The following is an 18,907-nucleotide window of genomic DNA, read 5'->3' on the forward strand; positions in this document are numbered from 1 at the left end:
GATGCTGATTTCCTGCGGCGATGCGCTGATCGATTTCGTCCCGACGCGAAACGCCGACGGGCGCGAAGCCGTGATGCCGGCGGTCGGCGGCTCCTGCCTTAACGTCGCAATCGGCATGGCGCGGCTCGGCGCGCCGACCGGCTTTGTCGGCGGGATCTCGACGGACATGTTCGGGCGCATGATCGCCGCCCACGCCGCTGCATCCAATGTCGAGCTCGCGCTCGCCACAAGCAGCGATCGCCAGACCACGCTCGCTTTCGTTCGTATCGTCGCGGGCGAGTCGCATTACGCGTTCTACGACGCCGAGACGGCTGCGCGGAACTGGGCCTACCGGCGCGGCTCCATTCCCTTCGATACGGTCGAAGTTCTCCATGTCGGCTCGACCACGCTCGTCAATGACCAGGGCGCGACCGAGACCAGGGCCCTGATCGCGGACGCACGAGCGTCCTCGACGATCTCCTTTGATCCGAACTGCCGGCCCAACCTCGTGAAGGACAAACCGGCTTATCTCGCCCGCATGACCGCGTTTGCGGCCAGCGCCGATCTCATCAAGATGTCGGATGTCGATTTTGCCTATTTGTTCGCCGACGAGCCGTATCACCAGCGTGCGAGCACGCTGCTCGCAGGCGGCGCGAGCCTGATCGTCATCACCCGCGGCAACAGCGGCGCGATCGCGTGGCACGCGGGGGCAGGGCAGATCGAGGTCGCCGCGCCCAAAGTCGTGGTCGCCGACACCATCGGCGCGGGCGACAGTTTTCAGGCGGCGTTGTTGTTCGCCCTGCACAAGCAGGGACGTCTCGCCCGACAGCAACTGAAGGATATCGTTGCCGACGAGCTCCGCCGCGCGCTGTCCTTTGCCGCCAATTGCGCTGGGCTGACCTGCACCCGTCCGGGCGCCGATCCGCCCTGGAGTCATGAGGTCACCTGGAGCTGGTAGCTAGCGCGTCAGACCTCGCCCCGCTTCCGAATTGTTTCGGTGGACACCGGCCATGCGCAAGCCGAAATGGACAGGATCCGTGCACGCTGGCAAGGTCCGCGCGTCCTGACGCGAGCCGGTCCTTCCATGAACGATGATCTCTGTTTCCTGTCCGCCACCGAATTGCGTGCGCGCATCGACCGCAAGGAGATCTCGCCCGTCGAGCTCACCCGCGCGGTGCTCGCCCGTGCCGAGGCGCTCCAGCCTGAGCTGAACTGCTTCATCACGATCTGCGGCGACGAGGCGCTTGCCGCCGCGCGCGAGGCCGAGCGCAAGGTGATGGCCGGCGAGCCGCTCGGCCTGCTGCACGGCATCCCCGTCACCGTCAAGGACATCGTCAACACCAGGGGCGTGAAGACCAGTTTCGGCGCCATTCCCTACAAGGACAATGTTCCGAACGAGGATGCCGTCGCGGTTGCAAGGCTGCGCGCACAAGGCGCGACCCTGATCGGCAAGACCACGACGCCGGAATTCGGCAGCAAGTGCCTGACCGACTCGCCGCTGTTCGGCCGCACCCGCAATGCGTGGAGCGCCGAGCGCTCGTCGGGCGGCTCCAGCGGCGGCGCGGCGGTGGCGGTGGCGAGCGGCATCGCGCCGCTTGCGATCGCGACCGATGGCGGCGGCTCGACACGGATTCCCGCCGCCTGCAACGGCGTGGTCGGGCTGAAGCAGGGCAACGGCGTGATCCCGCACAGCCAGGCGCTGGACGTGTTCGGCAACCAGACCTATGTCACGCCGATGACGCGAACCGTCGCCGACACCGCGCTGATGATGCAGGCGATGGCCGGCGAGGATCCTTGCGATCCCTGGTCGATCGGCGTTCCCGTGCCCGACTTCATCGGCACGGCCGCGCCGCGCGGCGATCTGCGTGGGCAGAAAATCCTGTATTGCCTGTCGTCGCCCGGGCGCCCTGTCTCTGCCGATGTCGCAGCCGGCTTCAAGGCGAGCCTCGATCGACTCGCCGGCCTGGGTGCCGAGCTCGAGGAATTTTCCGGCGAGGGGTTCGACATCGAGCCGATCTGGCGTGCCATCAACCACACGGTCTGGCGGACGCGCTTTGCAAAACTCGCGGCCGAGCATGGGGACGCGCTGAGCGAGGCCTTCCTCAGGCAGCTTGCGCTTGCCACCGACGTCAGCGGCGTCGCCTATCAGGAGGCGATGTTCGCGCGCACGGCGCTGTTCCGCCGGGTGCAATCCCTGCTTGCGCGCGGACATCTGCTGGCGATGCCGACCATCACCCGCACCGCCCTGCCGATCGATCAGGACCTGTTCGGCACCATCGAGATCGACGGCAAGCACTTTGACAGCGTCCGGCCGCACTGGTTCCCCTGGACCATGCCGTTCAACATGACCGGACACCCCGCGATCAGCCTGCCCTGCGGCTTCGGCCGCGACGGCCTGCCGATCGGATTGCAACTCGTGGGCCGCTTCCGCGCTGATGCGGACTTGCTGCGCGTGAGTGCGCTGTTCGAGGCCTCGCAAGGCCTTCTGTCCCGCTGGCCCGGCTGAGGGTGAGGGGCATGCAAAGGACCTATTTGCAAAGCACTTGCCTCCGGTGCCCGGACATGTTGATCGTGCAACGGATGAACCCTGAATCCGAGCGCGCATGAGCGTATTTGTCCCAATACGGCATGGCGCCCGCAATTCCCTCGGTGTCGTCCTGGCGAAAACCAGGACCCATACCGCGGAATTGATCGGGGACGGGCAGTGCCAGTACCGAACGACCAGTCTTCGCCAAACTGCTCCCTGGGGCTATGGGTCCTGGCTTTCGCCAGGACGACGTCGGAGCTCGTGAGCGCATGAGCGTATTTGTCCTCCGACGTGTGCTGACCTTGCTGGCGACGCTGGTCGGCGCATCCGTGATCATTTTCCTGGTGCTGGATGCTCTCCCGGGCAACGCTGCGCAGATGCTGATGGGCGCCGACGCCTCGCCAGATGCGGTCCGCGCGCTCACGGTCAAGCTCGGGCTCGATCAGCCGCTGGCGGTTCGCTATCTGCAATGGATCAAGGGGCTGCTCGTCGGCGATCTCGGCAACTCCTACGTCTACGGCACGCCGGTTGCCGCCTTGATCGCGGAGCGGCTGGTGCTGACCATTCCGCTCGCGATGATGTCCATGCTGATCACGGTGACGCTGGCGCTCTCGGCCGGCATCTACACCGCCGCCAACCACAACAAGCTCGGCGACGTCGGCGTGATGTCGCTGACGCAGGTGGGCATCGCGCTGCCGAATTTCTGGTTCGCGATCCTGCTGGTGCTGTTGTTCTCGGTGCGGCTGCAATGGCTGTCCGCGGGCGGCTTTCCCGGTTGGGAGGACGGCATCTGGGCCGGCATCAAATCGCTCCTGCTGCCGGCGGTGTCGCTCGCGGTGGTGCAGGCCGCGATCCTCGCACGCGTCACGCGCTCGGCGGTGCTGGAAGTGCTGCGTGAAGACTTCGTCCGCACGGCGCGCGCAAAAGGGCTCGGCAAGCGCGAGGTGCTGTGGAGCCATGTGCTGCGCAACGCCATGATCCCGGTGATGACGGTGATGGGGCTGCAATTCGCCAATCTGCTCGCCGGCACCATCGTGATCGAGAACGTGTTCTATCTGCCGGGCCTCGGCCGCCTGATCTTCCAGTCGATTGCCAACCGCGACCTCATCGTGGTGCGCAACTGCGTGATGCTGCTCGCAACCATGGTCGTCATCGTCAATTTCGTGGTCGACGTGCTCTATGCCTTCGTCGATCCCCGCATCAAGGTCCACGATCTGTGAGCGCGCCGCTGACCACCCTCGTCGACGCGCCGGCCATGGCGCGCCCTCTGCCGGCCCGGACCTTCTGGCGTCGCGCGCTGCGTCATCGCAGCTTCGTGCTCGGTGGTGCGCTGAGCTTGCTGGTTCTCGCCTCGGCGCTGCTGTCGCTGCTGTGGACGCCCTGGTCGCCCTACGAGATCGACATCGCCTCAAAGCTCCGGCCGCCCTCGGCCGCGCACTGGCTCGGCACCGACGTCTTCGGCCGCGACATCGTCTCGCTGCTGCTCGCCGGCGCCCGCTCCACCATCATGGTCGGCATCATCGCGGTCAGCATCGGCCTCACCTTCGGCGTCTGTCTCGGCCTGATCGCCTCGGCCAGGCGCGGCTGGACCGAAGAGATCATCATGCGCTTCTCCGATTTCACCTTCGCCTTTCCGGCCGTGCTCTCCGCTATCATGCTGGCTGCGGTGGCCGGTCCGGGCATGGTGACCTCGATCGTCGCCATCGGCATCTTCCAGATCCCGACACTGATCAGGCTGACGCGCGGCTCGGCCAACGCGATCTGGGCGCGCGAATTCGTGCTGGCCGCGCGCGCGGCAGGCAAGGGCAAGTTTCGGATCACCATCGAGCACGTGCTGCCCAACATCCTGTCGATCCTGATCGTGCAGGCGACCATCCAGTTTGCGCTCGCGATTCTTGCCGAGGCCGCCTTGTCATATCTCGGTCTCGGCACGCAGCCGCCGCAGCCGTCCTGGGGACGGATGCTGAACGACGCGCAGACGCTGCTGTTCCAGTCGCCGATGCTCGCGGTCTATCCGGGCGCTGCGATTGCAATCGCGGTGCTCGGTCTCAATCTGCTCGGCGACGGACTGCGCGATCTGCTCGATCCACGACTGGCGCGGGAGCGATGAGGATGGGCGAGCGCTCGACCATGCCGTTGATCGAGGTCGAAAATCTCGGCGTGCGCCTCAACACCAGCCGCGGGCCGGCACAGGCCGTGCGCGGCGTCAGCTTTGCCCTGAAGCGCGGCGAAACGCTCGGGCTGGTCGGCGAATCCGGCTGCGGCAAGTCGGTGACGGCGTTGTCACTGATGGGGCTGCTGCCGGACAGCGCGTCCGTCACCGGCAGCATCAAGCTGGATGGCGGCGAACTCGCTGGATTGTCGGACGCGGACTATTGTCAGTTGCGCGGCAACCGCATCAGCATGATCTTCCAGGAACCGATGACCGCGCTCAACCCGATGCACACGATCGGCCACCAGGTCGCCGAGCCGCTGCGGCGTCACAGGAAATTTTCGGCATCGCAGGCGCGTAAGGAAGCGATCGCCTTGCTCGACCGCGTTGGATTGCCCGATCCGGCGAGGCGCGTCGACGCCTATCCGCACCAGTTTTCCGGCGGCCAGCGTCAGCGCGTCACGATTGCGATGGCGCTCGCCTGCGAGCCCGACCTGCTGATCGCGGACGAGCCGACCACGGCGCTCGACGTCACCATTCAGGGCCAGATACTCGACCTCATCGCCGATCTCGTCGAAGAGCGCGGCATGTCGATGATCCTGATCTCGCACGATCTCGGCGTCATCGCCGAGAACGTGCAACGCATGATGGTGATGTACGGCGGCACGATTATCGAGAGCGGGCTGACCGACGAAGTGTTCCGCCGGATGGGCCATCCCTACACGCAGGGCCTGTTCCGGGCCCGACCGAAACTCGGCGCGCGCAAGGGGACGCGGTTGACGACGATATCGGGCTCGGTGCCGGATCTCGCCGATCTGCCGTCCGGTTGCACCTTCGCCGATCGGTGTCCGCTCGTGATCGAGCAGTGCCGGGCCGCGCTTCCACCGATGGTGGACGTCGGACCCGGCCATTTCGTGCGCTGCATCCGGACGGACGTCTCCATGGCCGAACGCGTCGGAGCGCTGACCGTATGAGCACGGCGCCTCTTCTCGACGTGAAGGATCTCGAGCAGCGCTATACGCTGCCGCGCGAAAGCGTGTTTCGCCCGCCGGGGCAGGTGCGCGCGCTCAACGGTGTCAGCGTGCGGGTCGACGCCGGCAAGAGCCTCGGCATCGTCGGCGAATCCGGCTCGGGCAAGTCGACCTTTGCGCGGGTGGTGATGGCACTGGAACGGCCGACATCGGGGCAGGTCGCGCTGCTCGGCCGCGACCTCAACCGCATCTCCGCGGACGAGCTGCGCCGCGCGCGCCGCGATTTCCAGATGGTGTTCCAGGATCCCTATGGATCGCTCGATCCGCGCCAGACCATCGCGCGCATCGTGGCCGAGCCGCTCACCGTGCTTGATGGCGCCGACCGCAATACGTTCCGCGCCCGCGTCTCCGCAGTGCTGCGGCAGGTGGGCCTGCGCGATGCCGACATGGAGAAATATCCGCATGAGTTCTCCGGCGGCCAGCGCCAGCGCATCGCCATTGCGCGCGCGCTGATCACCCAGCCGAAGCTGATCGTCGCCGACGAGCCGGTCTCCGCGCTCGACGTTTCCGTGCAGGCGCAAGTCTTGAACCTGATGCAGGACCTCCAGGAACAGTTCGGCCTCAGTTACGTCCTGATCAGCCACGACCTCGCCGTCGTCGACTATCTCTGCGACGAGGTCGCGGTGATGTATCTCGGCCGCATCGTCGAGCAGGGCCGTCCCGAGGATCTGTTCGAGCGCTGCGCCCATCCCTACACGCGAGCGCTGCTGGAGGCCGTGCCGCGGGTGCGCGCCGGCGGCGGCCGGCGCCGGCGCGGGGCCCAGGCGATCGCCTCGCAATCGGCGGCCGCGACCGGCTGTCCCTATGTCTCGCGGTGCGCGCTTGCCGACCAGCATTGCCGCGAGGTTCTGCCTGAGCTACGCAAGGTGGGCGAGACGCATCTGGCCGCCTGCCATAAGGCGGAAGCCGTGATGGCGTTGCCGCAATTGCCCGTGGAAGGTTAGCGTCCGCGGCGGGATTGGCGTAGGCTTGAGACAAGAGAAGGCCGGGGAGTTACGCATGTTCAGGAAACTATCGATCATTGCATTCGCCGCCGCGTTTGCCGCGGCACCGTTGCCGGTGCTGGCGCAGAGCAAGAAGGACAGCGTCGTCATGGCCATGGCGCTGGAGCCGCCGGGGCTCGATCCAACCAACGCCGCCGCCGCCGCGATCGCCGAGGTCACGCTCTACAACATCTATGAGACCCTGACCAAGATCAACGAGGACGGCACCACGTCGCCCCTGCTGGCGGAGAGCTGGACCGCATCGCCCGATCTGAAGACCTATACGTTCAAGCTGCGCAAGGCCGTCAAGTTCCACAATGGCGAGCCGTTCGACTCCGCAGCCGTGAAGTTCTCGTTCGAGCGCAATGCTGTCGCCACCAGCACCAACAAGGACAAGAGCCTGTTCCAGAGCTTCGAGAAGGTCGACGCGCCCGATGCCGACACGGTCGTGATCAGCCTCAAGAATTCGGAGCCGAACCTGCCGTTCCTGCTGGGGCAGGCGAGCGGCTCGATCGTCGAGCCGAAGAGCGCTGCCACCAATATCACGCAGCCGGTCGGGACCGGGCCCTATCAGCTGGGTGCCTGGGCCAAGGGCTCCTCCATGACCCTGACCAAATGGGCCGACTATCGCAACGCTGCCGCGATCAAGCTCTCGAAAGTGACGATCCGCTTCATCTCCGATCCGTCGGCGCAAACGGCGGCGCTGCTGTCCGGTGACGTCGATGCGTTTCCCCGGGTGTCGGCCCAGCGCACCATCGCGCAGTTCAAGGCCGATCCGCGCTTCAACGTTATGGTCGGCGGCTCCAGGGCGAAGACCATCGTCGGTATCAACCATCGCAAGAAGCCGCTCGACGATGTTCGCGTGCGCCGTGCGATCCTTGCCGCGATCGATCGCAAGGCGATGATCGACGGCGCGGTCGATGGTTTCGGCACGCCGATCGGCAGCTTCTACGTCCCGACCGCGCTCGGCTATGTCGACACCACAGGCATCAACCCCTACGATCCCGAGAAGGCCAAGAAACTGCTCGCCGAGGCCGGCGTTACCACTCCGCTCGAGTTGTCCTTGAAGCTGCCGCCGCCATCCTATGCGCGGCAGGGCGGCGAGATCCTCGCAGCCCAACTCGCCAAGGTCGGCATCATCGCCAAGATCGAGAACGTCGAATGGGCGCAATGGCTGTCGCAGGTATTCGCCGGCAATGGTCCGCACAATTTCGACCTCACCATCGTCAGCCATGTCGAGCCGTTCGATCTCGTCAAGATCACCGAGCCGGACTACTATCTCGGCTACAACAACGAGGCGTTCAACGCGCTCTACAAGCAGATCGTGTCGACGCCGGAGGAAGCCGCCCGTGTCAAGCTTCTCGGCGACGCCCAGCGCATGCTGGCCACTGACGCAGTCTCGGGCTATTTGTACCAGCCGCAGCTGATCACCATCACCAACAAGAAGCTGAAGGGCGTCTGGAAGGACGTGCCCCAATACGAGAACGATTTCTCGACTTGGGCGTGGGAGTAGGGTCGCGCAGGTCGATTGTGCGATGTCGGTGACGATCTCTCCCACTGGCAGAGATCGTCACAACACCGGTCCAAACAAAAAACCTGAAAAACAACCCCATGCACAGTAGCCGGGGGTAGTCATTTCAATGACTTGCTCGTCACGCGTTCGATGGCTTGCGCGTCGCGCCATGGCGTTGACGCGTCGGGCAAAACACTGGCATGATGGCATCATCGAAGAAGTCGTCGGGCGCCGTCACGGCAACATGCCAAGTTCATCGCGACGATTGGGCTGGACGTCTCGATTGCGCCAGCAAACCTTGCGGGCGCGCCGTCGCCAAGACCTGGTGGCGAAGACCTGCTGGTCAACACCTGATCCAAGACCTGATGGCCAAGCGCACCATACACAAAGCCTAGTCCTCCAGGCAGCGTCTTTCGCTTCTTTCCCGCTGGCTCACAACAGACCGGCGGCTTCGCGTCCGTCCGAGCCGGAGCGCTGCTGTTGAAAACGCCGCCCCGAATTTGCTGCGGCAATCCCGTAGTCACACGATAGTCTGTAGTTAACTTTCATCAACCAACTCGAACAAGGATGCTGGGCGTTTACTTAACCCTTTGCTTGCCGGAGCAAACATGCGCCTGACCGTTAAAGCCTCACTACTTGGAATCGTCTCCATTCTCGTTGTTCTGTTAGTCGGACAGGCATGGGCCGCGCTTTCTCGCGCCGCAGCAATCAACGCGAACGCTGAAGATCTTGCCACCAGCTGGCTTCCTTCGACGAAGGCGCTGGGGGAGGTAAAGTACTGGGCCACGCGTGTTCGGGTGGTCGGCGCACGGCTCCTCATGACTACTGATGCCTCAGAGCGCAGGACAGCGGAGACGCAGCTGATTCAGTATCAGGCGAATCTCAACAAAGCAGAGAAACTCTACCTGCCGACGATAGTGTCGGCTGAGGAGAGGGCGCTGTGGGACACCTTTCAGGAGAAGTGGAAGCTATACACTGGCGAGCAGGAGCGGATTCTCAGGATCTATGTGACTGATCCAGCGAAGGCCGTGAGTGAATTCAACGGGACCGGGAATGCCGCATTCGGCGAAGCGCAGAACGCGATCGACGCGGATGTCACGTTCAACGAGAAGGGCGCAGCGCAGGCCGTTTCGGATGCACGCAACAGCTACACGCTGGCCAAGGTGGTGACCTTCTCCGTTGCCGCGGTTGCGCTCCTCATCGGCCTTGTTTCTGCTTTTCTTGTGTTGATGCGGATCACTTCGCCGCTCCAGCGGCTGAACGGCACGATGCGGACCATCGCCGACGGGAACCTCGATACCGAAGTCGTCTATACGACGCGCAACGACGAAATCGGCGATATGGCCAAGGCACTCCTCGTTTTCAAGGAGAACGGCTTGCGCGTGCGCCAGATGGAGGACGAGCAAAAGGCCAACGAGCAGGCGGAAGCAAGGCGTCGCAAGCAGGAAATGGAGAAGCTTGCCGACGAATTCGAGCACGCCGTTGGCGAGATCGTGGATGCCGTGGCGTCCGCTTCTACCGAGCTGGAAGCCTCCGCCAATACGTTGACCCATTCCGCCACGCGGGCTCAGGAGGTGACCACGACCGTTGCCGCCGCCTCGGAGCAGGCTTCGGCCAACGTTCAGTCGGTTGCGAGCGCAACGGAGGAACTGTCCGGGTCGGTCAACGAAATCGGACGGCAGGTTCAGGAATCGGCCCGCATGGCAGGCGAAGCCGTCGGCCAGGCCCGCAACACAATGGCCCAGGTCAGCGAGCTATCGAGGGCCTCGACCCGCATTGGTGACGTGATTGAACTGATCAACACGATCGCCGGACAGACCAACCTGCTGGCGCTGAACGCGACCATCGAGGCAGCGCGGGCCGGCGACGCGGGCCGCGGTTTTGCAGTGGTTGCCTCCGAGGTGAAGGCGTTGGCCGAACAGACCGCACGGGCAACCGGCGACATCGGACAGCAGATCACCAGCATCCAAGCCGCAACCCAGGAATCCGTTACGGCCATCAAAAGTATCAGCGGTACGATCGAGCGACTTTCTGAAATTTCGTCGACCATTGCGGCAGCAGTTGAGGAACAGGGCGCGGCGACTCAGGAGATCGCCCGCAATGTCCAGCAGGCCTCACAGGGCACCCAGCAGGTTTCCTCCAACATCGTCGACGTTCAGAGGGGAGCGACCGAGACGGGCGGGGCGTCCAGCCAGGTGCTGTCCTCCGCGCAATCACTGTCCTCCGACAGCAACAGGCTGAAAGCTCAGGTACAGCGGTTCCTCTCCACCGTACGCGCCGCCTGATCTGAAACGGAGGTGGCGCCTGGTGAACGCCATGCGCCACCTCGTTCCCTCGAGCATCGATTGTCAAAGATGTCGAACGTCACAATCTTGCACCTTAGTGAGCCTGTGTTGAAGCAGCGTCTCATCGCAGCCGATCTCATTGCGCAAAGCGAGGAGACCAGGCAGAAGGCGGCGAAATTCGCACAGTGCTTCGCCGAACTGGAATCGATCATCGAAGCCTTGAACGGTGCGAAGCGGCACGGTTATCGCATACGCTTTCGAGGGCTTCAGAGCCAGCTGAAAGCTGCCGTCGAGGAGCTGATGGTGCTGGAGAAGCAGCTCTGCGACATTCGCCGATACTTTGCGCGCCAAGCCGTGGCCGAAAGCAAGGGACCGCTTTCACCGGCTTTCTTTGAACTTTCGGAGGTCGCTGGGCAAAATTCCATAAGCTCTTTTGAATGATCGGCTAAAGTGGGTCAGGTCCGAAAATCCCCAGCCGAGAGCGATGTCACTGACTGAACGGTGTATTTGTCTTGGGTCTTCCAGGGCGTGGCGGCATCGAGCCAGCCGCTTGGTTTGGACGAGCCGCATAAGTGAGCTGCCCTGCGTTCCGAGCAATCTGTTGGCTTGGCGAACGCTAATTCCAACACGTTCGGCGATCCGCTCGGGCGTGATGTCGGTATTCTGCAATCTCGCGTCGATGACGCGGTGAATGTGCCAGACGAGGCGCGATTTGCTTGCCGGAAGTTGCGTTGGCCTATCGACCGCGTTGCCGATGGAGAGCGCAATCAAGTCGATTGCCTGCGTCGAGATGGTTTCTTCGCTTGACCTATCGAGCGTACCGCTCAGCTTTCCCAGCTCGGCTGCAAAGAACAGGGTTAGGCGATCCTGCGGACCCAACGGAGCGATGCGGCAGGCCGAAATATCGAAGTTGGTACCGAGCCTTGCTTCAAGTTCCGTTCGCGGAACTTTGATAATCAATGTGGACGACTGACCGAGAAATTGCATCGTGTGGGCGAGCCGCGGGTCCACACATGCGAGTGAGCCTGCGTCCAAAGACACCCTGCGATCGCTTTGTTCCAGCAGGATTCGACCAGCGAGCAAACAGAATAACAGGACTTCGCTGGGGTCCGAGCGGGCCGCATGCCGGCTTGTGGAGGCGACCTGAATATCGGAGTTACTTGATCTAACCAGGTCTAGCGAGCCTACGCGTCCGACCGACAGCTCTGCTTTGAAGCTGTCGCGAGACGGAGTCGAGGAGTCGTGGTCGGCGATCCGCTCGCGCGTGGCAGCTTGCCAATAGTCGAAACGGTCCCGCGGATGCACGTCTGCGGTGGAGAATGCGACCTCCATAAATCTGCTCCCAATTCCCCCTTGGCCGATTGATTGGACCCAATAAGCCGAGCGAATGAACCGCGCGTGTTTAAGCGTCGATGCAAAGCCTCGCGCGATTCGGCGAGCATCAACACTGATCTTTTGGCATACAGCATATGAATCACGCGAGACGTAATTGTACGGGTAGTCCTTCCGTTCAAGTACCTGCCGGACCTGTTCTGGTGCTGGATGACGAACCCGCGGTCTGCCAGACGGTCTCGCTGGTGCTCACCAGGGCGGGGTTCGATGTGATCGGCTGCAGCGATCCGAAGTCATTCTTTGCCTTGTGCCTCGACTCCAATCCTTCCTGCGTGCTCGTCGATGTCGTTCTGAATGACCTCTCTGGGTTGGAAATACTGATGGAACTCCGGAACCGGGGTTTTGATCGGCCCATCATCATGGTGTCCGGCCGTAGCGACGTCGTGACGGCTGTCCGCGCCATCAAGCAGGGCGCCTTTGATTTCATCGAGAAGCCGTTTCGGGGCAACGACCTTGTTGCGCGGGTTGCAGCAGCTTTGAAACCGGGGGAGTCCAGGAGTTCGCGGGCCGTCTTTCACTTTCCCGGACGGCCGCCGCTCACGCTTCGCGAGCGGGAAGTTCTGTTCGAACTGATTGGCGGGAGCTCGACCAAGGAGATCGCGAACCGCATGAATCTGAGCCCACGGACCGTCGAGAGCCACCGGGTCAATATCATGCAGAAGGTCGGCGCGAAAAATCCCGCCGAGCTGGTGCGCCTTGCGATCACGGCGAAGCTCGAGCCATGAACAGGATCGCTGCTCAAGCATGATCGCAAGTCGTCCGGCCATCCATTCTTGGCCGGGGATTACCTTCGCACCGCAGTGAAATTGCCACCGATTCCCGCTTATGCGTGCTGGAGCAGCCCGAACTGGAAAAGTCCGGATGTCGCGTATTGGTGTAGTTCCACCGCCGAGAACCCGCCATCCAACTTCGTCACCACTACGGTTGTTGCCGCTTTTTCCTGCAATTTGTATTTGCGGGTTTGCCGAAAATCGATACTCGATTGGCTAGGGCAACAATTTTATTTTAACGATCTGCCTCTATTTTCATCACGCCAGAAGGGCGGTGCATTGCCTCGAAGGTTTTCCAGTGTGTCGCGAATGACACCCTCTCGAGGGACATTGCATGCCGATGTTCGGCTCCTCACGTTACACCATCTTCGCCGCCGTAGTCGCATCGACCGGTATTGGCGTTATCGGCTTCAGCACGATCGGTTTCGGCGCAGCCGTCGTCGGCGAAAGCCGCAAGGTCGAGATCACACAGAAGGCGCCGGGCGGGCTCGACGCGCTAAAGGCGCTGTATCGCAGACCCTCGACAATCCCGTTCCCGAAAGAAAATCCGTACACGCCTGAGAAAGCAGCGCTTGGCAAGAAGCTGTATTTCGACACCCGCCTTTCGGTGACGTCGGCGCAGTCCTGCGCGAGCTGCCACAGTCCCGGGTTCGGCTGGGGCGACGGGCTGGCAGTCGGCGTCGGCCACGGTATGGCGAAGCTCGGTCGTCATTCGCCGACCATCGTCAACGCAGCCTGGAGCGCCATCTTCATGTGGGACGGCCGTCTTCCGACACTGGAGGAGCAGGCGCTCGGCCCGATCCAGTCCCCCGGCGAAATGAACATGAAGCTCGACGAGCTCATGCAGCGGCTTTCCGCCGTTCCCGAATATAAGCCGATGTTCGAGGTCGCCTTTCCGGGCGAGGGCATCAAGGCGAAGACGCTTGGCCAGGCGATCGCGACCTATGAGCGTACCGTCGTTTCCGAACGGGCGCCGTTCGACGGCTGGATCGACGGGGACGAGAAAGCGATCTCGGAAGACGCCAAGCGGGGCTTCGCGGTCTTCAACGGCAAGGCGCAGTGCGCGGCCTGTCATGAAGGCTGGAACTTCACCAATGAAGGTTTTCAGGACATCGGACTGCCGAGCCGCGACGTCGGCCGCGGCGAATACCTTCCCGGCGTCATCAAGATGAAGCACGCCTTCAAAACCCCGGGCCTTCGCGAGATCAGCCGCCGCAGCCCCTTCATGCACGACGGCTCGCTCGCAACACTCGAAGACGTCATCGAGCACTACGATCACGCGGGTGTCGATCGACCTAGCCGCTCGGACCTCATGCGGCCGCTCGAACTGACAGCGCAGGAGAAGGCCGATCTCGTTGCGTTCCTCAAGACATTGACCAGCGAACTCGCCCCGACGGCTGTGCCGGTCCTGCCGCGCTAGATTTGAAAGGATATCCCATGCGTACACTTGCTCTGTTCACTTGCGTCATCGTCAGCGGGCTTTCGGTAGGCGCTTATGCGGCCACCGAAGTCATCCACCAGCAGGGGCGCGTCTTCTCAGCCGAGAACATCTCGGTCAAGAAGGGCGCTGCCGTCACGTTTTTGAACGATGACACGGTGCCTCACAACATCATGTCGGCAAGCAAAGGCAACGAATTCAACCTCGGATCGCAGGCGCCCGGTACCTCGACGGACGTCAGCTTCAAGGATGCCGGCGAGGTCCTGGTGATCTGCGCCATCCATCCCCGCATGAAGATGATGGTCAAGGTAACTGACTAACCACCACGTGGCGCCGGAGATTGATGATGTCGATACGCTACAAGATATTCGGTGCCTTCAGTGTCGTGATCCTGCTGGCCTGCGGGATCGCATTCTACGGCATACGCGCCATCGGCAATTCCGGCGACCTGGTGATCCGTCTCTATGACGGGCCGCTGATGGGGATCAACCACGCGCGGGCCGCCCACGCGGCGCTGCATGAGGCCCGCCTCGTGCTCCAGCGAAACCTGCTGGCGGGCAGCTCAGGCGAACAGGTCAAGAAGTTCGAGGATCTGGTGCGCAGCAGCTTCGAAGATCTGAAAGTCGTGCGCGAACGCACCTCATCGCCGAATGTCACGACGGTCCGCGAGAAGGTCGAGGGCCAGCTCAAGGAATGGTCCAGCGGCGCGCTGAAGATTCTCAAGTCGTCCGCCGGCGGTACGACGGAGATTCCGACCAGCTTCCTGCTTGCGCAACAGGGCGACCGGCTGATGACGTCGATCGACGATCTCGTCGAGCTTGTCGCCGCTTATGGCTATGAGTATCGCACGGAGGCGGAAGCAGCGGTCGGCTCGGCCCGCAAGACGATGATGTCAGTGGCGGTCGGGACGGCGCTGATCGGACTCGTCATCGCGCTCGCCTTCACTTACTCGATGAGCCGGCCGATTTCGGCGGCAGTCCGGATCGCCGAACGCGTGGCAGCCGGCAACTTCATGGATGACATATCCGTCCGTCGTCGCGACGAGCTTGGGCGGCTCCTGAAGTCTCTGGCCGTGATGCAATCCAGCCTGAAGGCCCGCGCCGATGAAGACCTAGCCTTGATCGCCGCCAAAGATCAGAGCAGCGCCGCGCAGATCGGCCGCCGGCAACGGATGGAGGCCGAGATCGATGCCTTCCGCGCCGCCTTCACCTCCGTGCTCAGCCACACCGACCGCATGACCGGGGAGTTGACGAACACGGCCCAGAACTTGGCATCGACAGCGCGCAACGCTGGTACGCAGTCCAGCGAGGCGGCTTCGACTGCCAAGGAAACGTCGAGCAACGTCCAGACGGTTGCGAGCGCCGCGAGCGAACTCGGTCAATCGGTGCAGGCCATTACCTCGCAGCTTGCCGATGCAACCGTAATCGTCCAGCGCGCCTCCGGCATGGCGGAGTCCGCCAATCAAACCATCGGCAGGCTCGCAAGCGCGGCGCAGCAGATCGACGAGGTGGTCGGCTTCATCCGCACCATCGCCGGCCAGACGAACCTGCTTGCGCTCAACGCTACCATCGAAGCCGCGCGGGCCGGCGAGGCGGGTCGGGGCTTTGCCGTCGTCGCGTCGGAGGTCAAGGCGCTTGCAACCCAGACTGCGAAAGCAACCGAGGAGATTTCGTCGCAAATCAACGAGGTACAGTTGGCGACACGGCAGGCAGTCGACAACGTCGGAGCCATCGCCTTGATCATTGGCGACATCGACAGTTTTACAGGCCGGATCGCCGCGGCCGTCAGTCAGCAGAATGCGGCGGCGGGAGAGATCTCCAGAAATATCGGTCAGGCCGCCACTGGTACGGCTCAGGTTGCCCGCAGCATTGCCGGAACAGCCGAAGCCACCGACAATGCCAACCGTTCCGCCGACATGGTTCTGGCAACCGCCCACGATCTCTCCAGCCAGGCGGCGCAGCTGCGTTCGTCGGTGGATCGCTTCCTCGCCAACGTGGCGGCTTGAACGGCCCTTGCGTGGATTTGGGTTGGCGTGGCGGTCCGCTATTCAGCGCGGGTCTGCCAAGCAAACGCACTGAACGTTTGGAACCCTCAGACGTTAACCCGGTGGATGGCAGCCGAATGAACCATCCGGCGTGACGACGTAGCCACGGGGTCCGGTTCCTTGCTCAAGCTGTACAGGTGGCCATCCGACGACTGGCAGAAGATCGGCGCGGAAATGCCGTCCGAGATCATTTGGGCTGATCTTTTGGACGCGACGGCAGAAGAAAAGCAGTTCGTCGAGCGATTGCTCGGGATACGCGTTCCGTCCGAGGATTCGCTCAGCGAGATCGAAGCGTCGAGCCGCCTGATCCTCGACAACGGGACGCTCTATCTCAGCTCGCCGGCGGTCCGGCTCAACGAGGACAACGAGGCCGAGATCACGCCGGTGGGATTCGTCATCGGCCCGCGCGTGCTGGTGACGGTGCGCTTCGCGCAGCTGCCGATCTTCGACGACATCGGCAAGCGCATCGGTTCCGATGACAGCCTGGAGAACGGCATGTGCGTGTTCACCAGCCTGGTCGAGGCCATGGTCGATCGCGGCGCCGATGTCCTGGAGCATCTCGGCGCGAAGGTCGACAGGCTCTCGCGGGGCGTCTTCAAGGGCGGGCTCGTTCGCACCAAGCGGCCGGTCCGCTCCAGCCGCAGGATGCGCGAGGCGTTGGAGAACATCGGAGAGCTGGCCGATCGGCTCGCCAAGGCGCGCGATGTCCTGCTTGGCGTCGGCCGCGTCGCCTCGTTTGCCGGCGATGTCGGGAGCGAGTGGATCACGCCTGCGTCGAAGAAGCGCCTCGAAGCCGTCTCCAAGGATGTCGCTTCGCTCGGCGATTATGAGACGCGATTGTCGGACAAGATCCAGCTTCTGCTCGATGCCGTGCTCGGCTTCATCAACATCCAGCAGAACGAGCTGTTCAAGATATTGACGATCGTCTCGGTCGTCGGCGTGCCGCCCACGATTCTGGTCGGAATCTGGGGCATGAACTTCAAGCACATGCCGGAGCTGGACTGGACGTTCGGCTATCCGCTGGCGTGGCTCGCCATCATTGCCAGCGGCGTGCTGCCGCTGATCTGGTTCAAGCGGCGCGGCTGGTTCGAATGAAGCCGCGGCGCACCGTTCGGCAACGATGCGCCGCTTTTTCCGGATCAGGCGACTTCGGCGGCGAATTTGCCGATCCAGTCGCGGGCGAGCGTCACATCCGCTTGCGACAATTGATGGCCCGCCGGCAGAACCTTGTGTTCGACCCGTGCTCCGGCTTCAGACAACAACGAGGCAAGCTTCGCCGAATTGCTCGCCGCAACGATCGGATCAGCCTGCCCTGACAGAAGCATGACGGGCTTGCCGCCGAGCTCAGCCTTCGGCGGATCCGACAGCGGCACCATGGCGCGGAGCAGGATCGCGCCCGCCAGCACGTTCGGCTCCAGCAGCAACAGCGCGGCTGCGATGTTGGCGCCGTTGGAGAAGCCGACCGCGACCGGCGCGGCGATGCCGTAGCGCTGCCGTGCCTCCGCGACGAAGCCGCCGAGTTCGTGCGCACGGCGGCGCACGTCGTCCTCGTCGAACACGCCCTCGGCAAGGCGGCGGAAGAAACGCGGCATGCCGTGCTCGAGCACGCGGCCGCGCGGCGAGAGCAGGGCCGAGCCGGGCGAGACCATCTTGCCAAGCCCGAGCAGATCGTTCTCGTCGCCGCCGGTGCCGTGCAGCAGCAGGAGCGGAGGGGAGCCCGCGCCGGTCGCGGGCTCGAAGCGATGGACGAATGAACTCTCGGTCACGACACCCTCTCTTCCAAATTCGGCAGAACACCCTCGATCTGCTTGCGCTGCGCTTCGAGGAAGCTCGGCAGCTTCAGGTCGCGTCCCAGCGTCGCGACGGGCTCGTCGACGGCGAAGCCGGGGATATCGGTCGCGATCTCGAACAGCACGCCGCCAGGCTCGCGGAAGTAGATCGAGCGGAAGTAGTTGCGGTCCCTCTGCTCGGTCGGATGCAGGCCGTGATTGCTCACGAGCCTTTGCGCCATCTTGCCCTGCTCGGCGTCATCGGCTGCGCGGAAGGCGATGTGATGCACCGAGCCGCCACCTTGGTGCCCGCGCAAAAAGCCCTTGGCCTCGTAGATGTCGACGACGCTGCCTTCGACATCGCCCGGTGCCTTGAAGCGGATCACGGAGCCTTCGCGCGCCGTTTCCTCGAACCCGAACACGTCGGTGAGGACGGCAGCCGTCTTTGCCGCGCTGTCGAGCAGCAAGGTCACGCCGTGGAAGCCGCGGATCGCATGTTCGGCCGGCACGTCGCCATTGCTCCAGCCGGGCTCGCTCTCGGCACCGGGAATGCCGACCAGCGCGAGGGCCATGCCATCAGGGTCTGTGAACGGCAGCACGGACTCGCCAAAGCGCTTCTCCAGCGCCTCGTAGGCGATGCCCTTCTCGACGAAGCGCTGCGTCCAATAGCCGAGCGAGCGTTGCGGCACGCGGAAGGCGGTCTGGTGGGTCTCGCCGACGCCGCGCCGCCCGACCGGCACACCGGCCCAGGGAAAGAAGGTCAGGATGGTGCCGGGGCGGCCGGTCTCGTCGCCATAGTAGAAGTGATAGGTGCCGGGATCGTCGAAATTGACCGTCTTCTTGACGAAGCGCAGGCCGAGATCACGGGTGTAGAAGCCGAAATTCCTGATCGGGTCGCCGGCGATCGCGGTCACGTGGTGCAGTCCAGACATTGTCGTCCTCCAAAGCTCGGGGAGCGGTCTTGCTCGGACCGGAAATATCGTTCCGCTTTGGATTGGAGACAATCCATGCAAATATGACGTCT

Annotated in this window: 17 protein-coding genes; 14 read left to right on the forward strand and 3 right to left on the reverse strand. The window is 63.4% G+C overall.

Annotated features, from left to right (window positions below; translation table 11 throughout):
* The first annotated feature begins 1 nt into the window (after position 1).
* The 9 genes from AC0L3J_RS21155 to AC0L3J_RS21195 all read left to right on the forward strand — a co-directional run bounded on the left by AC0L3J_RS21155 (position 2) and on the right by AC0L3J_RS21195 (position 10,911).
* Positions 2–937 (forward strand): carbohydrate kinase family protein, encoded by a 936-nt coding sequence (locus AC0L3J_RS21155; RefSeq protein WP_456765066.1) that lies wholly within the window; start codon positions 2–4, stop codon positions 935–937.
* 126 nt (positions 938–1,063) lie between these two features.
* A complete protein-coding gene (locus tag AC0L3J_RS21160; RefSeq protein ID WP_456765065.1) occupies positions 1,064–2,485 on the forward strand; it encodes an amidase in 1,422 nt (473 codons plus the stop codon).
* Between the two features lie 290 nt (positions 2,486–2,775).
* Positions 2,776–3,726, forward strand: a complete 951-nt coding sequence (locus AC0L3J_RS21165) for an ABC transporter permease (RefSeq protein WP_456765064.1) — start codon at positions 2,776–2,778, stop codon at positions 3,724–3,726.
* Positions 3,723–4,616, forward strand: a complete 894-nt coding sequence (locus tag AC0L3J_RS21170) for an ABC transporter permease (protein WP_456765063.1) — start codon at positions 3,723–3,725, stop codon at positions 4,614–4,616. The genes AC0L3J_RS21165 and AC0L3J_RS21170 overlap by 4 nt, the downstream gene beginning before the upstream one ends.
* A 2-nt stretch (positions 4,617–4,618) precedes the next feature.
* A complete protein-coding gene (locus tag AC0L3J_RS21175) occupies positions 4,619–5,632 on the forward strand; it encodes an ABC transporter ATP-binding protein (RefSeq protein WP_456765062.1) in 1,014 nt (337 codons plus the stop codon).
* Entirely contained in the window at positions 5,629–6,633 is a 1,005-nt protein-coding gene (locus AC0L3J_RS21180) for an ABC transporter ATP-binding protein (RefSeq protein WP_456765061.1), read from the forward strand. The genes AC0L3J_RS21175 and AC0L3J_RS21180 overlap by 4 nt, the downstream gene beginning before the upstream one ends.
* Before the next feature lie 55 nt (positions 6,634–6,688).
* Complete coding sequence (locus AC0L3J_RS21185) at positions 6,689–8,185, forward strand: ABC transporter substrate-binding protein (protein WP_456765060.1); 1,497 nt, start codon at positions 6,689–6,691, stop codon at positions 8,183–8,185.
* Between the two features lie 608 nt (positions 8,186–8,793).
* Positions 8,794–10,470 (forward strand): methyl-accepting chemotaxis protein, encoded by a 1,677-nt coding sequence (locus tag AC0L3J_RS21190; RefSeq protein WP_456765059.1) that lies wholly within the window; start codon positions 8,794–8,796, stop codon positions 10,468–10,470.
* Positions 10,471–10,578: 108 nt separating this feature from the next.
* Positions 10,579–10,911 carry a hypothetical protein gene (locus AC0L3J_RS21195; RefSeq protein ID WP_456765058.1) on the forward strand — a complete coding sequence of 111 codons (333 nt, stop codon included), beginning with the start codon at positions 10,579–10,581 and terminating at the stop codon, positions 10,909–10,911.
* On the opposite strand, the gene AC0L3J_RS21200 is transcribed toward AC0L3J_RS21195, so the two are convergent.
* Entirely contained in the window at positions 10,849–11,802 is a 954-nt protein-coding gene (locus tag AC0L3J_RS21200) for a helix-turn-helix domain-containing protein (protein WP_456765057.1), read from the reverse strand. The genes AC0L3J_RS21195 and AC0L3J_RS21200 overlap by 63 nt on opposite strands.
* A 203-nt stretch (positions 11,803–12,005) precedes the next feature.
* On the opposite strand from AC0L3J_RS21200, the gene AC0L3J_RS21205 reads away from it, so the two are divergent.
* The 5 genes from AC0L3J_RS21205 to AC0L3J_RS21225 all read left to right on the forward strand — a co-directional run bounded on the left by AC0L3J_RS21205 (position 12,006) and on the right by AC0L3J_RS21225 (position 17,209).
* The gene (locus AC0L3J_RS21205; RefSeq protein WP_456765056.1) at positions 12,006–12,587 is read left to right on the forward strand and encodes a response regulator transcription factor; all 582 of its coding nucleotides are present in this window, start codon (positions 12,006–12,008) and stop codon (positions 12,585–12,587) included.
* Positions 12,588–12,966: 379 nt separating this feature from the next.
* Positions 12,967–14,052, forward strand: a complete 1,086-nt coding sequence (locus tag AC0L3J_RS21210) for a cytochrome-c peroxidase (protein ID WP_473348235.1) — start codon at positions 12,967–12,969, stop codon at positions 14,050–14,052.
* Between the two features lie 17 nt (positions 14,053–14,069).
* On the forward strand, positions 14,070–14,390 hold the full coding sequence (locus tag AC0L3J_RS21215; protein WP_456765054.1) for a plastocyanin/azurin family copper-binding protein: 321 nt from the start codon (positions 14,070–14,072) through the stop codon (positions 14,388–14,390).
* A 23-nt stretch (positions 14,391–14,413) separates the two neighbouring features.
* Positions 14,414–16,075, forward strand: coding sequence for a methyl-accepting chemotaxis protein (locus AC0L3J_RS21220; protein ID WP_456765053.1), 1,662 nt, complete (start codon positions 14,414–14,416; stop codon positions 16,073–16,075).
* 159 nt (positions 16,076–16,234) lie between these two features.
* Entirely contained in the window at positions 16,235–17,209 is a 975-nt protein-coding gene (locus AC0L3J_RS21225) for a magnesium transporter CorA family protein (RefSeq protein ID WP_456765052.1), read from the forward strand.
* A 44-nt stretch (positions 17,210–17,253) separates the two neighbouring features.
* On the opposite strand, the gene AC0L3J_RS21230 is transcribed toward AC0L3J_RS21225, so the two are convergent.
* The gene (locus AC0L3J_RS21230; RefSeq protein ID WP_456765051.1) at positions 17,254–17,880 is read right to left on the reverse strand and encodes an alpha/beta hydrolase; all 627 of its coding nucleotides are present in this window, start codon (positions 17,878–17,880) and stop codon (positions 17,254–17,256) included.
* Positions 17,877–18,815, reverse strand: a complete 939-nt coding sequence (locus tag AC0L3J_RS21235; protein WP_456765050.1) for a ring-cleaving dioxygenase — start codon at positions 18,813–18,815, stop codon at positions 17,877–17,879. Before AC0L3J_RS21235 ends, AC0L3J_RS21230 begins: the two co-directional genes overlap by 4 nt.
* Positions 18,816–18,907: the final 92 nt, after the last annotated feature.

The sequence above is a fragment of the Bradyrhizobium sp. Kon37 genome (assembly GCF_055807535.1).

Bases quoted from the DNA above. Each gene is read 5' to 3' on its own strand.
- AC0L3J_RS21155 (WP_456765066.1), top strand. From the start codon at position 2: ATGCTGATTTCCTGCGGCGATGCGCTGATCGATTTCGTCCCGACGCGA.
- AC0L3J_RS21160 (WP_456765065.1), top strand. From the start codon at position 1,064: ATGAACGATGATCTCTGTTTCCTGTCCGCCACCGAATTGCGTGCGCGC.
- AC0L3J_RS21165 (WP_456765064.1), top strand. From the start codon at position 2,776: ATGAGCGTATTTGTCCTCCGACGTGTGCTGACCTTGCTGGCGACGCTG.
- AC0L3J_RS21175 (WP_456765062.1), top strand. From the start codon at position 4,619: ATGGGCGAGCGCTCGACCATGCCGTTGATCGAGGTCGAAAATCTCGGC.
- AC0L3J_RS21180 (WP_456765061.1), top strand. From the start codon at position 5,629: ATGAGCACGGCGCCTCTTCTCGACGTGAAGGATCTCGAGCAGCGCTAT.
- AC0L3J_RS21185 (WP_456765060.1), top strand. From the start codon at position 6,689: ATGTTCAGGAAACTATCGATCATTGCATTCGCCGCCGCGTTTGCCGCG.
- AC0L3J_RS21190 (WP_456765059.1), top strand. From the start codon at position 8,794: ATGCGCCTGACCGTTAAAGCCTCACTACTTGGAATCGTCTCCATTCTC.
- AC0L3J_RS21200 (WP_456765057.1), bottom strand. From the start codon at position 11,802: ATGGAGGTCGCATTCTCCACCGCAGACGTGCATCCGCGGGACCGTTTC.
- AC0L3J_RS21210 (WP_473348235.1), top strand. From the start codon at position 12,967: ATGCCGATGTTCGGCTCCTCACGTTACACCATCTTCGCCGCCGTAGTC.
- AC0L3J_RS21215 (WP_456765054.1), top strand. From the start codon at position 14,070: ATGCGTACACTTGCTCTGTTCACTTGCGTCATCGTCAGCGGGCTTTCG.
- AC0L3J_RS21220 (WP_456765053.1), top strand. From the start codon at position 14,414: ATGATGTCGATACGCTACAAGATATTCGGTGCCTTCAGTGTCGTGATC.
- AC0L3J_RS21235 (WP_456765050.1), bottom strand. From the start codon at position 18,815: ATGTCTGGACTGCACCACGTGACCGCGATCGCCGGCGACCCGATCAGG.